This is a genomic window from Aquimarina pacifica, from assembly GCF_000520955.1.
Taxonomy (GTDB): Bacteria; Bacteroidota; Bacteroidia; order Flavobacteriales; family Flavobacteriaceae; genus Aquimarina; species Aquimarina pacifica.
Window position 1 is genome coordinate 76,400 of sequence record NZ_JACC01000002.1, and the last position, 16,304, is coordinate 92,703.

Genomic DNA, 16,304 nt, shown 5'->3' on the forward strand with positions numbered 1-16,304 from the left:
AAATATACTAAAAACATTATTTGAAACCATTGGTACAAATAAGTTTTGCTACCACAACATCCATAATGAAGGAAATAAAAAAATAATATAATTAAAAAAACTTCTAATTTTATAGCATAAAATAAATATTGCAAAATATTGAAATTCATTTAATTAAATACTTTTAATTAAACTTATACTTTGCATTATTTAGAAATTTTATGATTTCAATAACATGTGTCCGTTATTTAATTTTTTATTTTTGAAACGATTATTTCAATATTATGCCAAAAACAGAAACATTTGACAGAAACCTTGTGCTAGAACAAGCCACAGAAGTATTTCATTCAAAAGGATACAATGGCACTTCTATGCAAGATCTGGTAGATGCAACATCTCTTAATAGGTCTAGTATTTATAATTCTTTTGGCAGTAAATTAGGTATATTTCTAGAAGTATTGTCTTTCTATCAATTACATAATACGAAAAAAATTAGTTCTGGATTAGCGCAAACTTATAGCGCGACTGATGCCATAAAAGTAATTTTTGATATTATGCTTAATAACATACTAAATGACACCAATAAAAAAGGTTGTTTACTAGTAAACTGTAAATCAGAAATGACAAATCAAGATCCAACTGTCAAGGCATTTATAGAACAAAATGAAGAACGCATGCTAGCAATGCTTGAAGATATTGTTTCTAAGGGTCAGATGGAAAAGGTATTTAACAATAATCAATCTGCAAGTCAATATGCTCTCTATCTTTACGCATCTATTCAGGGGTTGCGAATGACAGGAATCCTAAACAAAAACGAGCATGAATTAAAAGGAATCATTAAAACAATACTAAATACGCTTAACTAATTTTTTTTACATTAATCTGAAACGATTGTTTCAAAATAAATAACAATAAAATATTACAAAATGAAAAAACTAGAAAACAAAGTTGCAGTAATAACAGGAGCCAATAGTGGCATTGGATTAGCAACTGCCAAACTATACCTAAAAGAAGGTGCTAAAGTTGTTCTTTCTGGCAGAAGACAAGAAGCACTTGATGAAGTAGCATCTCAATTAGAGGGAGATTTTATTACCATAAAAGCAGACGTATCTATAGCAGATGATAATACGCGCCTTATCAAAGAAGCTACTCAAAAATACGGAAAGATTGATATTCTCTTTCTAAATGCAGGAATTGCCCCTCCTACTCCTACTCACGAAATAAGCGAAGAACATTATGACACCCTTTTTAACACAAATGTAAAGGGACCAATTCTAGCAACAAAAGAAGCCTTACCTCATATTAATGATGGTGGTACAGTCCTATTCACCAATTCTATTGTTCATCAAAAGGGTTTTGATGGCTTAGGCGTGTATTCTGCTACAAAAGGAGCACTAAGAGCATACCAAAGAGTACTTACATCTGAAGTAAAGTCAAGAGGTATTAGAGTTAATTCTATAGCCCCAGGCCCTATTGATACGCCCATCTATGGTAAAATGGGGTTACCTAGTGAAGTAGTAGAAGAAATGGGTAAGGGATTCGCACAACAGGTTCCATTAGGAAGATTTGGTACCTCTGAAGAAGTTGCAAAATCCGCTTTGTTCCTTGCCTCAGAAGATGCTTCTTATATTAATGGTATAGAGCTAGAAGTAGACGGAGGTTTAAGTCAAATTTAGTCCCTTATTATTTTCATATTTATACTTTTGATTAAAAACTACTACAAGTACCATTGCTTTGTAGCAGTTTTAATGTAGGCATATTGATATTCTTGCCAAAAAAACAGGCTATTTCTTAAGAAATAGCCTGTTTTTAATGTACCACCAATAATTTCTAAATATTACTGTTTCACAAACTTACCAGCTGGTATATCCACATTATCTGTTGCGATAAAATACATCCCACTCTTTAATTCGGTAATATCTATTTTATTAATTCCGGACTCAATCTTAACTTTTCTTAGCAGATCGCCAATTATAGAAAATAGATAAATTTCGTTTACATTTTCATACCCTTCTAACACTACCTTAATAAAACTATTCGCAGGACTAGGAAAGGACCTAATTAAGCTAGCACTTTTTTGTATGTTATGTACCACTGCCTCTCCTGAACATAAAACTTCAAAATTTAATATGGACACCCATTGACCGCTATACCCAGAAGCTCCAGTTACTTTAAGCTTTATATACCTAACAGATTGAGAGGAGAAACTTCTATGAATTACATTGCCTCCTGCGGTATTTCCAGTCGCATCAGTTAAAACAGAAAAACCAGATATCGACGAACTAGCAGATCCTTCGACTATAAATTGATAAGCCCTATCCTCATATGGATAAACATTAATTTCATTAACACTATATATATCACCCAAATCTATAATTACATATTGAGAGTAGTTTTCTGCTGACCAACGACTATCAAAATCAATATCAACCAAATTATTCGCAGAATTTTCAGAGTTTTGTTCTGAACTAAAGTCTAAAATAGTAGCCCCAAGAGCAACATTAGTACCTTCTTTGCATTCTTCCTCTTCCTCTTCTTCTTCCTCTTCTTCTTCCTGACTACCTTCTTGAGAAATAGTAAGTGTCCTTATTATTTCACCTCCGGTTACAGTTATCATTCCCGTTCGTATGGCCACATCCTTATTTTCGGTCACTGTAATGTCTATTTCTTCATTATCACTGCCTGTTTCTGGGGTAATAGTTATCCAATCATTCTCTGTACTTGCTATCCATTCTACATTAGAAGTAACAACAATAGTTTGTGTTTCTCCAGCCGCATCAAAATCAACTAGAGATGATAAGGTCAGCGTATCTTCCTCATCAGAGGTTCCTGAGCAAATAATTTCAAAATCAAGAATCGAAGTCCAGGCTCCAGTATACCCTGAAGCTCCTGTTATTGTTAATTTTACATACCTAACCATTTGTGAAGAAAAAGATCTATTAATTACTACACCTCCTACTTCATTAGAGGTAGCATTCGTTAATGTAAAAAATCCAGATGCAGAAGAAGTCAGTGAACCTTCTACAAGAAATTGATATGCCCGATCTTCATAAGGATATAAATTAACCTCATCTACACTATATTCGTCTCCCAAATCTATGACTGCATGTTGAGGAAAAGTTTCTGCTGACCATCTATTTTCAGGATTACCGTCAATAAGGTTATAGACCGTATTTGTAGTATTTTCTTCAGAACTAAAACTTACGATGGCAGCATTGAGTGATAAATTTGCACCTTCTTCGCAATCTCCAGGTTGCGTATCGACAGCACCAAATTGGGTAAAACTTATTTCTCTGTCAAAATCCCCTCCACTTACGGTTATACTACCTATGCGCTCTACCGCACTTGTATTTTCAGAAACGTTCATCGTAATTGTTGCATTATTGTTTCCTGCAGACATCGAGATTTCTACCCAATCCTGATTATTTGTTACGGTCCAAGCTATATTTGACAAAATCGCTATGTCTATTGTAGCCTGATTTGCACTTACATTCCCTATTTCTCCTACTGTTAGAAAATCTGGTATAACAGGTACACCTTCTTGTATCACTTCTATGGTTCTTTCTAAATCTCCTGAAGAAACTAACACAGAACTTGTGCGCTCTTCTTCTTCATTATTTTCTAAAACAGTTATAGTAATTGTACCATTATTACTTCCACTATCTGGTGTTACTGTTACCCAATCACTAGTATAGGTAACATCCCAATCAACATTAGAAGAAATGTTTACTACTTTTTCTCCCTCTTCGGCATTAAATGTATCAATAACACCCACTGTCAGATAATCAGCAGGAATTATTACTCCATCTTCGGTTGCATAAGGCCCCACATCTTCTGCAGTTAACGGTGCATATCTCACAGTAGCATCTAATACATAATGATCTGCACCTGCATTACTTGTTTCTGGTCGATCCTGCCCTTCTATATCCTCTTCTATACCTAATGAAGAAACGGCAGAAAGTATAGTCGGAGAAGTATCAGTAGCTCTCCATACTGTTCCATCAAAAGTTAAATTAGGATTTGACAGTACAACTTGATCAGAAGAAAACGTAGATCCGTCACTAGTTAAAGTAGCCTCATCTGTTGGAAACATGATATTATTAAGAAAATGTATTTCTCCTTCTTGATCATTACCATTAATATAGCTAACCATACTATTTTCTGATCCTGTTACCAAGTTATTGGCAATGGTAATATCTTTTAGTTTTGTATTGTAAGCATTATTTCCTGGTTTATCATACCCTATTTCTATACCATGTGTGTTGTTAACTAAAGTATTATATGCTATAGTAACCCGTTCTGCTCTAAAATGCTTTGTTAAATCCGAGCTGCTACCATCAATTGCGTCTCCTTGAGTCAGTGCTATTGGTGCATCCCAAATGGTTCCTGTAAGCCCTTCCATATAATTATTGACAATAATATGGTCTGTTCCATATATTCTAATCCCACCAGTGTACAATGTTGATCCTGCATCAGAGACTCCTATTGCCTTACCATCACCAAAAAAATAGTTCCCCTCTACTCTATTTCTATTACCATGTCGTAATGACAATGTCCCATAACTACGCTTAAATGTATTATGACGTATTACATTATCTGATGACTTTACAGACACAATTTCTGGGTCTCCATCACAATCTTCAAATAGATTATACTCTACAGTTGTATATCCACTAGACATTGACATTTCACTCCAACCAATACGAATCGACTCTTGCTCATTGACAGCTCTGGGGGAATTATTTTTAAAATGGTTGTGATCAATCAAATCATACTGAGATTGCATAACCTCACCAGTACCATCGATAGTAATGTAGTGTCCAGGAGTTGCTTTATTTTGAAAAATATTATGGTCTATTCTATTATGATGGCTTAAATATTCAAAATCCTCATCATCCCATACGCCTCCTATATATACCCATTTTATAGATTCTGTGGTTTCGAGTTCAAAAACATTTCTTGTGATACGGATATTGTTTGAGCCCTCAAGTTTTATTAAAGTACTTTCACCTGTAGCATCAAATACAAACCCCTCTAAAATAATATGAGCAGCTTTTTTGAAAGTAAAATGAGATTCGCCTGTAAGAACTACACCTCCTACACTTTCTGCTTTAACAGTAATAGGATTATCTGCTGTTGCAATGGCAGTAAAACTTGCTTCAAAATCAGAATATGTTCCATTTTGAACTATAAAAACAGCTCCTGCAGAAGACTCATTTACAAGATCTTGCAAATCTTCTCCATCAGAAACGAATGTTTGTGAATATACCGATGTGGTAAAGGTCATTAGTAAGAATATCATTAAAACGATATTCTTATCTGTAATACGTAAAAACGAAAACCTTTTTCGTTTTTGTATTGAGTATAAATTTTCCATTAAGAAATAGGATTTAGTGTGAAGTGTTATTATTATTATTTCAACAGAGAACCAATGATATACATAAATTGGTCAACCAATTGTAATAATCAAATATAAGTGAGATTTGTCAATTATCTTAATTTTAGGTTAAAAAAACATACTTGTAATTAACAATAATCTTAAAAAATTATCATATTCTAATATTCAAACATAAAAGAATATAATCGTAACCCTTATTTCTACTATCTATTAATCCTTCTTAAGCCCTATTAGTTAGAACTAATAATTACATATGATCATACAAAAAAGCCAATTTACTTAATAGTAAACTGGCTTTCAACATAGGTTTATAATAAAAAATTATTATTTATATATTTCTTTAAATCAAATAATTACAATAAATAACAACAATCCTTTTCTACTTTTTCAGTATTCTTTTTGTAACCAGTATATTTCCTAGCTGGTCATGCACAGAAAGAAGATAAACTCCAGGGTTCCGAATTTCGGGTGCAATTATAATATTTCCAGAAATGTTCTTAGACTGTTGTCTATAGATGATTCTGCCAGAAAGACTATGTATATTAATTATATACTTTTCATTTGTCTTTAATTCAGAAGTTCTAATTGTAAGCACATTGGTAAAAGGGGTTGGTTCTATCATAAAAATTTCATCAGATGCTGTGTCTGTATATTGTTTAGAAAAGCTAGCTTCAGTATCTGTTGTATATTCCACAATTAATCTTGCCGCTTTACTAGAACCACCTTCATAAGACTCTGCAACCCTTTTTGCAGAAGTACTTGTTAAACTTGTCCCTTTTCCTCTAATAATAAAGCTTGCACTATTACCTGATGACCATTCATTCTTATTTACTAATTCTTGAACCATTTCTTTTAGATCAGGGGTTTGTTGCGTTGTACCACTACTATTACGAGACCAAGATGCGGGATCCCATGTGATTTTATTCGAAAACACTTCTCTTGATGAAACATTGTTAGAAGATGAGAATGCAGGTGAATTACCACTATTATGCAATGATATTTCTAGCTGAGCTCCGTCACTATGGCTTTCGTCTGCAGTAAACTGTATATATGCATTTGTAATAATTGAGTTCTGAGGTAAGGGTATTGACTGAAAACGTAATCCAACAATCTGATAACTACTATTATTATATGAATCATATACCAATTCTAGGTCACTACTGTTTTCATAAACGCCTCCATATTTATCCTCTTCGACATCATCATTACCATTAGCAATAGAAACTTCTATACTTCCTTCAGGATCTGGGTCAGAATCAGTACGCTTTGTAATTGTAACTACACTACCATTAGATGGAACCCAGATATCTAGGTTTGATGGTATTTGAAAAACATCTGTATTGGGTACCTCACCGACCTGAGCTGCATTATCAACTTTTATTGTTCGTGCTTCTATTTTATCTTCATCTACAAAAATCCATTTAAATTGATTGAACGACTCAGAATCTCTAGTCCAGCTTTTATCATCACTATTACTTCGCAAAGGAGCCCCCCAGCATCCTTCGCCAACATAAACAGTTCCACTTTCGTCATCTCTTACAAATCCTTCGTCATTACCTGATGATGTTGATGGTCTTAACGGCCAAGTAGTTTTTACGGTATGTGCATCACACTCAACAACGAGATTTACTCCATTATTATAAAAAAGTTGTGCCCAATTACTGTATTGCGTATTTCCTTCTGATTTATACCATACATGAGGGCGCATAGGTTTATGATATTGAGCCATTTTCCAGGTTACACTAGTTGCATTAGTACTTAAATCATTTTGTAACCAAGTTGTTTGATCTCCAGAAATAGAAATTTCAGTATTTAGCGTATATGTCCTAATAAGGTTATCTCCAAAAGTAATGGCATAATAAACACTAGAAGAAGGAGTGTCAAACAAATTATATATTGTATTATTACTATCTTCATGATTTCCTCGGGTAGCTATTACAGGAAACATTCTATTATCAGAAGCAATAGTTAATTGCCAGTCATTAAACCATATTTGCCATTGACTATCTGTATCATCGTCTGTCATATCACCACCAAACATCACTGCATGCGGTTTTAATTTTGCTACTAAACTATTGGCATTTTGTCTAGGAGTTCTATTATTTCTAGAATCCCCTCCTGCAATAAAAGACAATCTACTTTTATCCGCAGGAGCAGTTTTGAACCAATATCTTTGACTAACACCTTCACTATCTCCAATCACAAAATAATAGGCTGTATTTGGCTGTAATCCTGTTAGACGTGCAAATGTATTGGTCATTCCTTTATAAGAAACGGTTCTATCTGGAGTTTTTGAGTTTGTATAACTGAGATAATCTGTACCATTATCCGTAGTTCCAAAATAAACAATGGGGTTATTACCTGAGATTTGATTCCATCCTATAACAATAGATGTTGCAGGGTTACCACGTAATGTAAGTCTATATTTATCATTAGAAGCTTGCATTTGCAATCCGACGATGATCACAAAAAGTGTAAATAATTTTTTCATGTTATATACTAAATTGGTTGAGTTAATGAATATTCCTAAATTAATTTAAAACAACTAACTAAACAGCTTAAGAAAATTTCTTAATTAAAAAATAAATCACATAACAACTTCTTATCATAAGGATAACCAAGAGTTCACTACTTAGTAACATGGTTAGCTTTTACTTTGTAGGTATGACAGCAAAAACTCAACAGATTCTAAAAATTTGTGTATTCTTAATTTTTATAGGGAGAGCTTGGCAACATCTTTTTTGGGATGCACCATATAGATCTTTTTTTTGGAATGAATCATTCTTAAAACCAATCATAGAAGGTTTTTTTAATACACCATGGCAACACTACGCTACTAGTAAAAGAACTGATTACTATATACAAAATGCTATAAAGATTAAAGGTATTATATATGGCATGGCAGCCTTAAGTGCTTTATTACTAACATCAAAAACAATAAAATGGTTGCGGTTTCCTATATTAATAGGGGGAGTAAGTTTGGTTCTTCTGAGCTTATTACTTACAAAAGAAAAGTTTTATCATACTGCCCAGTTTTTTGAGCATAGTATTCAATTTGGGCTACCTTTTGTTCTATTACTTAGTTATAATAAAAAACTATCGAAAGAAAGGCTTATCATAATTCTTAAAATAATGATCGCATTGACTTTTTTTTCACATGGGCTCTATGCCTTTGGTTTTTACCCAGTACCCGGTAAGTTTATAGATATGGTCATACATATATTTAATTGTACAGAATCTAAAGCTATTCTATTTTTATACAGTGCAGGAATTATTGATTTTGTTATTGCGGCTCTCATTTTTATTCCCAAAATAGAAAAATATGCCTTGTGGTACGCAGTGATATGGGGTATATTAACCGCACTTGCCAGAACAATAGCAAATTTTTATTGGGAGTTTCCTCTGCAGTCTATCCATCAGAATTTTTATCAAACCATTTTTAGGTTACCGCATGGATTAATTCCTCTTTTGGTTATTTATATTCAAAAATTGCAAACCATTAATAGTAAAAATAAAAGTAGGCCTAATGAGCTAAAAACAATGACCACCTCCTAATAAAGAACCAAAAGAACAAAAACACTACTACGTCATTATTCTATTAATCCTGAATCAGTGAAACCCCATTAAGATCGGTTGTTAATACATCACTCATATAGTCAAAAAACGGACGTAATAAGCTGTAATGGTATATGAGTTTCTCTAAGAAATCAGGAGCTAATACCTGGGTATCGGTAAATTTATGTTCTACAAAAAAGGATTTATTTCTAATCAAATCAATAGCCTCATGGTCTTTACTAAAACCTTTAGGAGCTGTTTTGACTTGATATGCCGTGTTAAACCCGCTAAACGCCTTTTTAAAGTCAGGTTGATCCAAAATATCTCGTATTTCTGTCGCATCCATCTCAAACTCCTTTCGAATTCTCAATAAATCTGCAGGTTCAGGTCCAAAAAAACCTCCTGCCATAAGTGAATTACCCGGTTCTAATCTAAGATAATATCCACCTCTGCGGTGTGCCCCAGCTCTACTAAAACTAACACTTCTATGTACATTATATGGTGTTTTATCTTTACTGAAACGGATATCCCTATTGATACGAAAAACCTTGGTTTTTTCTATTTCATCTTCTTGATTTAATCGTTCAGTAACAGAAGTATAAAATGCCTTCAATTCTTTTTCATTGGATTGATACCTTTTTTTATGCTCTTGCATCCAATCCCTATGATTATTTTGTTTTAGATCTTCTAAAAATTCAAAAATTGATTTTGATAATGTGCTCATTTATACCAATGATTTTTTTCTTAAAACAATATAGAATGTATCAAGTCTTTAGTGCTTTCTTTATTCTATACCTATAAAAGTAATAAAATCTAGAATAGTTTATATCTTTAGTATGATATTTTTACTCTTTTGCTCGTTTCTTTAAAAACTTGTTACAACTTTAATAAAATGCTGCTATTTATTTAGAATCTGGATTTAATCTAGTAATATTATATTTATATTTACTTCGTTTTTAAATGAACAGCGATGAATAAAGAAAGAGCTAAGATTGTTGCACAAATCGAGGAGCAGAAGAAAAATCCAAACCTTAAGTTAAAACTAAAGGAAAGAACAGAATACTTCACTAATCTACTTTTTTACACCTTATTTGATACGGATACAGAAGTAGCTAAAAACATAGATATTCTCGAAAAAACTTTTGAAGAATTGGTGGATTTAGCGTGTTGGGAAACTTCAAAACCATGCAGTAAATTATGGCAATCTTATCTTGAGCAGTTACCGAATATTTTAGAAAAACTAACGTTAGATGCTAAAGCATTTATCAAGAGTGATCCTGCAGCCAATTCTATAGAAGAAGTATACATGGCATATCCTGGATTTTATGCCATTGCTATATATAGATTAAGTCATGAATTATTAAAATTTGGATTGCCATTGGTCCCTAGATTAATGACAGAATACTCTCATCGACTTACGGGAACCGATATTAATCCTGCTGCAGAAATAGGAAAATCGTTTTTTATAGATCATGCTACGGGAATTGTGATTGGAGAAACCGTAATTATAAAAGATAATGTAAAAATTTATCAAGGAGTAACTCTTGGTGGACTTTATGTAGATAGAAAACTACGTAATGTAAAACGCCACCCAACAGTAGAAAATAATGTAACCATATATGCCAATGCCACGATTCTTGGCGGCGCAACAACAATAGGTGCTAATAGTACTATTGGAGGAAATACCTGGATCACATCCTCAGTACCAGAAAATTCTATTATTTCTAATACCGCTGAGATTAAAATAAAAAAAGTAGTTTAATGCCGAATACTATATTAGACCTTATCGGAAATACGCCTTTAGTAAAAGCGTCTTCCCTAGTAAAAAACCCAAATATTACATTATTTCTAAAACTCGAAGGCCATAATCCAGGAGGTAGCGTAAAAGATCGTGCAGCCTATAACATGATAAAATCCGCTTTGGATCGAGGAGACATAGATCAAAATAGCAAACTAATAGAAGCTACAAGTGGTAATACGGGTATTGCCTTAGCAATGATAGCTGGTATTTTTAAACTACATATAGAATTAGTAATGCCCGAAAATGCTACTAAAGAACGTGTACAAACCATGCGTGCTTATGGTGCAAAAGTTACCTTGACATCAGCTGATGTAGGAATCGAAGGAGCAAGAGACTATGCTGAATCTAAAGTAACGAATGACGGGTTTATAATGTTGAATCAGTTTGCAAATGATGATAACTGGAAAGCACATTATAAAACAACAGGACCAGAAATATGGAAAGATACCAATGGTGCAATTACCCACTTTGTATCATCTATGGGGACAACAGGCACCATTATGGGGACATCAACCTACCTTAAAGAGCAATCACCAGAAGTTCAGATTGTGGGAGTACAACCAACAGATGAATCAAGTATCCCTGGGATCAGAAAATGGCCAGCGGAATATTTACCCAAAATTTTTAACCCTGATAAAGTCGATCAGGTTATAGAAGTAAGTCAAGAAGAAGCTACAGAAATGGCAAAACGCCTTGCAAAAGAAGAAGGAATATTTTCTGGAATGAGTAGTGGTGGATCAGTCGCGGCCGCATTAAAACTTGCAGAAAGTATTAAAAAAGGTGTTTTGGTTGCTATTGTTTGTGATAGAGGGGATCGTTATTTAAGTTCAGATTTATTCGAATAATTCATAATTTTCACAGAAAATTATATATATTTAGTAATAACAATGATACGCTTAAATTCAAACCAACTTTACACATAAGAAAACTGCAGTTGTTATGGGGATTTTAAAAAATACATGTAAGCTATTAACGATATTTATTATTTCTCTCTCAAACTATAATGGGTTTACACAAGATATAAACAAATTCCTTACTGATACCATTAGCGTAAGTGCAGATAATGTACCAATCCATAAGCAACAACACTATTTCCCTAAAGAAATGTTTCCTCAAAGAATGATGGAGTTTTTTGATATGGATGATGGTGGATCCAGCATTAATACCACAGAGGTTGAGCAGAAATATGACAATCAGATTATCGAATGGTATTCTGTCTATTTATTTGCAATGAAAGAACCGTTGTTATTCAATAAAAAGACCGATAAACATTCATATCGTTTTACGTGGCTACGCATGTATGACAAACCAATGGCGATTCGAATAGAAAAAAATGGTGGAGAATATCATGTATACTGGAAAATGCTAGATGGTGCAGGAGGATATAAACCTGAAGCCCTTATTGTTGAAGATTCAAAATCAATAACCGAGCAGGATTGGTTAGATTTTACAGCATTTGTAGAAAAAGCAGATTTCTTAAACATGGAGTTAGGTAGGGATGCTATGGCAAATGATAAGTCAGAATGGGTTTTAGAAGGAAATGACACAACCAATTACAGAGTAGTGCGAATGGGTGCTCCTACAGAAGGAGATTTTTATAATGCGTGCAACTTTTTGATTTCTTTGACTGCTGTTCCTATAGAAGAAGAAAAAAAGTATTAAAAAAACAACTAAATCTAATCTAGATATAGTTTTCTTCACTACTTCACAAAAATTCTGTTTATTTTAAAAAGCTATTTTCGTTTCTTTGTAAATATGCCTGTAAAACAACAAATTTTTGATACCCTCAAAGAATATTTTGGGTATGATAGCTTTAGACCGCTACAAGAAGAAATCATTGATGCCATTTTTGACCAAAAAGACAATCTGGTAATTATGCCTACAGGAGGCGGAAAATCCATCTGCTACCAACTTCCGGCATTATTATTACCCGGAATTACCTTGGTAATTTCTCCTTTGATTGCATTAATGAAAGATCAGGTAGACGGATTAAAAGCAAACGGTATCAAAGCTGCTTTTGTAAATAGTAGTCAAAATGAAAATGAACAACAAGAAATTTACAAAGATCTATTAGAAAAAAACATTAAGTTATTATACCTAGCGCCAGAGAGCTTAAGTTTTCTAGATGCTATATTTTCTCAAATAGAAATTAGTTTAATTGCCATTGATGAGGCCCATTGTATTTCGGCTTGGGGCCACGACTTCAGACCTGCCTATACGCAATTGGGATACTTAAAAAACAAGTTTCCGAATACACCAGTTATTGCCCTAACGGCTACCGCAGATAAAGCTACGCGTCAAGACATCTGTAATCAACTTAATATTCCTCATGCGTTACAACATCTGGCCTCATTTGACAGAAAAAACCTGGGTTTAGAAGTAAGACCAGGAAACAAAAGAATAGAACAAATACTTGATTTTCTAGAAGATAAAAAAAATGAATGTGGGATTATCTATTGTTTAAGTAGAAAAACTACTGAAATGCTTGCAGAAAAATTACAAAATAATGGGTTTAAGGCAGAAGCATATCATGCAGGAATCGATCATGCAAAAAGATCAAAAACCCAAGAGCATTTTATAAATGACACCATAGAAATCGTATGTGCAACAATTGCCTTTGGTATGGGCATTGACAAATCAAACGTAAGATGGGTAATTCACTATAATTTACCAAAAAACATTGAAGGATATTATCAAGAAATAGGGCGAGCTGGTAGAGATGGCTTACCATCAGAAACCCTTCTATTTCATAGTTATGCAGATGTAGTACAATTACAAAAATTTGCTAATATGTCTGGTAATCAAGAAGTGCAACTAGCCAAGTTGGATCGCATGAAGCAGTATGCAGATTCTTTGAGTTGCAGACGAAAGATTTTGTTAAGCTATTTTGGTGAATTAATAGAAGAAGATTGCGGTAATTGTGATGTATGTAAGAACCCTCCTGTTTTTATCGATGGTACTGTTATCGCACAAAAAGCACTATCCTGCGTTTTTAGAGTAAAAGAAAAAGAACCAATAGGAACGATCATTGATATCATGCGTGGTTCTCAAAATGCTACTATAGTTGATAATGGATACCAAAATTTAAAAACATATGGTATCTCAAAAGATATTGCATGGAGAGATTGGCAACAATATATCATACAATTAATAAATCAAGGGTATCTAGAAATTGCATTTCATAAAAACAATGTATTAAGACTTACAGCATTATCAAAAAAAGTGTTGTTTGATGGTGAAAAAGTAAGCCTTGCTAACCTTAAAGAATTTGAAAAAAGAAAAGAGGTAGTTATAACCCAAAAAGAAGATAAAGGCGCTGCTCCCAATTTATTCGAAAAACTAAGACTACTTCGTCTCGAATTATCAAGAGAAGCAGGAATTCCTGCTTATCAAATCTTTAATGATGCAACTCTTAAAGAAATGGAAAAATTTAGGCCGATGACAGACACTGAGTTTATGCAGATTAGTGGTGTAGGACGACAGAAAATGCAAAATTATGGTAGTGATTTTATAAAAGCAATCATTGACTTTTCTTCTGAAAAAACTAAAAAGAAAAAAAAAGGAGGCCCCAAAAAAGGAAACACACACAAAGAAACATTAGAACTCTATAAAGAAGGACTATCAATTGAAGAAATAGCTATTAAACGTCAATTAGCCCAATCTACTGTTTTTTCTCATATTCTCAAATTGCATGAGAGTGGTGAAGATGTTGACCTTAATCAATTTATAAGTACTGCAGATATAGAATCTGTTAGAAAAGCAAAAATTGAACTCGATGATCCTGGTACTCTCAAGCCTTATTTTGATCATTTTGAACAAGCCATGGATTACAATACTTTAAAAATTGCACTTACTATTCTAAAAAATAATGAAACCACTAAGAAAGTGTAAATCTAACAGATTATTGATTATACCTAAAATACAAATGTAAAAACACTATATTCAGGTAATATAAAATTTGACTACATCTAATTTACTAGACTGGTAATATTAGCTACGGTTATATTTTATTTTGAAGCATCAACGAAAAAGAGCAAGTTTTATCGGGGCATTTTAAGATAGAAATGGTATTAGACCAATGAAGGAGAAATGATCATCTCATATGTATTATGTCCATTACTTTTATCAAATCCCTTGACTAATTCAATTTCTGGGACACTGGCTGGATAAAAAGTAATTGGTTCTATACAAATCATATTTTTTACTTCTGTCCAGAGCATAAAATGCGAAAAACCCTTCGTTTCTAATATCAATGAAACCTCACCATTATTTTCTACTCGTACATGATTCCTATTCTTAACCTGTAATGCAGAAGACCCCCTTAACAAAACGTCATCTAAGGAATATTTCTCACTTTCTGTAGAACCAATAGATATGTTCGTGTCATATATCTTAAAAGCTGGATGAAAACCTAACATTAGGGGCATATCAATCTCTGAGTGTATATCAAATGTAATGCGTAACGCCCCCTCTACCCATTGATAAGTTTTTGTAAATTCAAAATCGTAGGGCCAATCCAAAAATTCTTGAGTTGATTTTTGGGGAAATTTAGGATTTCTTACTGAAGTATTTGCTTTATATACTTTAGAAAAACTAAGAATATTTGATGTTTCTTTTACAAGAACATACTCCATAGCTCTTAGTATGCCATGTTGGTCTAGTTTTGCTATTCCTTTGGGAGTAGCAATAGTAAAATTATTTTCCTTCGTTGGACCAATTATAGGAAACATTTCTATTTCTGTACTCCCCCACCCTGGATCTCCTTTTTGGTGCATGATCTCTGTACCCTCAAAAATAAAACTTATTAACTCTCCATTGTCTATCACTATTTGTGATTTATTAAAAGTGTTTTCTAGTGTGTATTTCGATTTCATTTGTTAATTTTTTCAATAAGGGTGAGCTTTTATTTTTATAAGTAATAAAATATTACAGTTTTTTTCTAAAATATTTTTTATCACTTTCAGAAATCAAAGGATCCGAAAGAGCTTTTTTTGCAAGATTCTCATGTAGGTTACGATCATAGTGAAACATCAAGGTATTTAATTCGGCTACAGAAACTCCCTCCTCAGGAACCTTATCAATTATAAACTCATCAGTAACACCTACAAACCCTGGTTCTAAAACTCTTACATATACTCCCGAAAGCAATGAATTTATGAATTGTTTTATTATTGATTGGGTACCAAAACGAACTCCTAATTTATAACATGGTTGTCGGGGTCTAGAAATCTGAACAATCGCTGTTCCTATTTTATATATTGCACCTATTTTAACTTTGCTTTCACTAAACCCTTCTACCGTAAGGTTTTCTCCGAACATCCCGTATTTCCAATCCAAATTGGGATATTTCTTCTGCCAAAAAGAGTAATTATCCATAGAATATAAGTAACACGCTTTATCCACTCCGCCATGATATCGTCTATCAATTACGTTATCATCTTTTACATCTTCTACATCCAAATACAAGGGATTTTCGACTGGAGATTTATAAATTCCGGTTTTAACATCTTTTCCTCTCCAAGAAATAGTTCGAGGAACTGCAATATTGGTTGATATAATTTTCATAAAGGT

Annotated in this window: 12 protein-coding genes; 7 read left to right on the forward strand and 5 right to left on the reverse strand. The window is 33.2% G+C overall.

Annotated elements, in window-relative coordinates:
• Positions 1-263 precede the first annotated feature (263 nt).
• Positions 264-845: a TetR/AcrR family transcriptional regulator gene (locus DZ60_RS0101410; protein WP_025739838.1), complete on the forward strand. Its 582-nt coding sequence runs from the start codon at positions 264-266 to the stop codon at positions 843-845.
• Between the two features lie 60 nt (positions 846-905).
• Positions 906-1,655 carry an SDR family NAD(P)-dependent oxidoreductase gene (locus DZ60_RS0101415; RefSeq protein WP_025739839.1) on the forward strand — a complete coding sequence of 250 codons (750 nt, stop codon included), beginning with the start codon at positions 906-908 and terminating at the stop codon, positions 1,653-1,655.
• Between the two features lie 161 nt (positions 1,656-1,816).
• Here the strand turns inward: DZ60_RS0101415 and DZ60_RS23915 are convergent, their stop codons facing one another.
• Together DZ60_RS23915 and DZ60_RS23920 are read right to left on the reverse strand one after the other, a co-directional pair.
• Positions 1,817-5,356, reverse strand: coding sequence for a chondroitinase-B domain-containing protein (locus DZ60_RS23915; RefSeq protein ID WP_025739841.1), 3,540 nt, complete (start codon positions 5,354-5,356; stop codon positions 1,817-1,819).
• Positions 5,357-5,756: 400 nt separating this feature from the next.
• On the reverse strand, positions 5,757-7,868 hold the full coding sequence (locus DZ60_RS23920; RefSeq protein WP_025739842.1) for a fibronectin type III domain-containing protein: 2,112 nt from the start codon (positions 7,866-7,868) through the stop codon (positions 5,757-5,759).
• A 173-nt stretch (positions 7,869-8,041) separates the two neighbouring features.
• Between DZ60_RS23920 and DZ60_RS0101430 the strand changes: the two genes are divergently transcribed.
• Positions 8,042-8,932: a hypothetical protein gene (locus DZ60_RS0101430; RefSeq protein ID WP_034228316.1), complete on the forward strand. Its 891-nt coding sequence runs from the start codon at positions 8,042-8,044 to the stop codon at positions 8,930-8,932.
• Positions 8,933-8,975: 43 nt separating this feature from the next.
• Here the strand turns inward: DZ60_RS0101430 and DZ60_RS0101435 are convergent, their stop codons facing one another.
• Positions 8,976-9,656, reverse strand: a complete 681-nt coding sequence (locus DZ60_RS0101435; protein ID WP_025739844.1) for a DUF2461 domain-containing protein — start codon at positions 9,654-9,656, stop codon at positions 8,976-8,978.
• Between the two features lie 246 nt (positions 9,657-9,902).
• Between DZ60_RS0101435 and epsC the strand changes: the two genes are divergently transcribed.
• The 4 genes from epsC to recQ all read left to right on the forward strand — a co-directional run bounded on the left by epsC (position 9,903) and on the right by recQ (position 14,624).
• On the forward strand, positions 9,903-10,694 hold the full coding sequence (gene epsC / locus DZ60_RS0101440) for a serine O-acetyltransferase EpsC (protein WP_025739846.1): 792 nt from the start codon (positions 9,903-9,905) through the stop codon (positions 10,692-10,694).
• Positions 10,694-11,578, forward strand: coding sequence for a cysteine synthase CysM (cysM, locus tag DZ60_RS0101445; RefSeq protein ID WP_025739847.1), 885 nt, complete (start codon positions 10,694-10,696; stop codon positions 11,576-11,578). Before epsC ends, cysM begins: the two co-directional genes overlap by 1 nt.
• A 94-nt stretch (positions 11,579-11,672) precedes the next feature.
• Positions 11,673-12,395 carry a hypothetical protein gene (locus tag DZ60_RS0101450; RefSeq protein WP_025739849.1) on the forward strand — a complete coding sequence of 241 codons (723 nt, stop codon included), beginning with the start codon at positions 11,673-11,675 and terminating at the stop codon, positions 12,393-12,395.
• Between the two features lie 93 nt (positions 12,396-12,488).
• Positions 12,489-14,624 (forward strand): DNA helicase RecQ, encoded by a 2,136-nt coding sequence (gene recQ, locus DZ60_RS0101455; protein ID WP_025739851.1) that lies wholly within the window; start codon positions 12,489-12,491, stop codon positions 14,622-14,624.
• Positions 14,625-14,803: 179 nt separating this feature from the next.
• On the opposite strand, the gene DZ60_RS0101460 is transcribed toward recQ, so the two are convergent.
• Positions 14,804-15,607 carry an aldose epimerase family protein gene (locus DZ60_RS0101460; RefSeq protein WP_025739852.1) on the reverse strand — a complete coding sequence of 268 codons (804 nt, stop codon included), beginning with the start codon at positions 15,605-15,607 and terminating at the stop codon, positions 14,804-14,806.
• Between the two features lie 52 nt (positions 15,608-15,659).
• A complete protein-coding gene (locus DZ60_RS0101465) occupies positions 15,660-16,298 on the reverse strand; it encodes an MOSC domain-containing protein (protein WP_025739854.1) in 639 nt (212 codons plus the stop codon).
• Between the last annotated feature and the right edge of the window lie 6 nt (positions 16,299-16,304).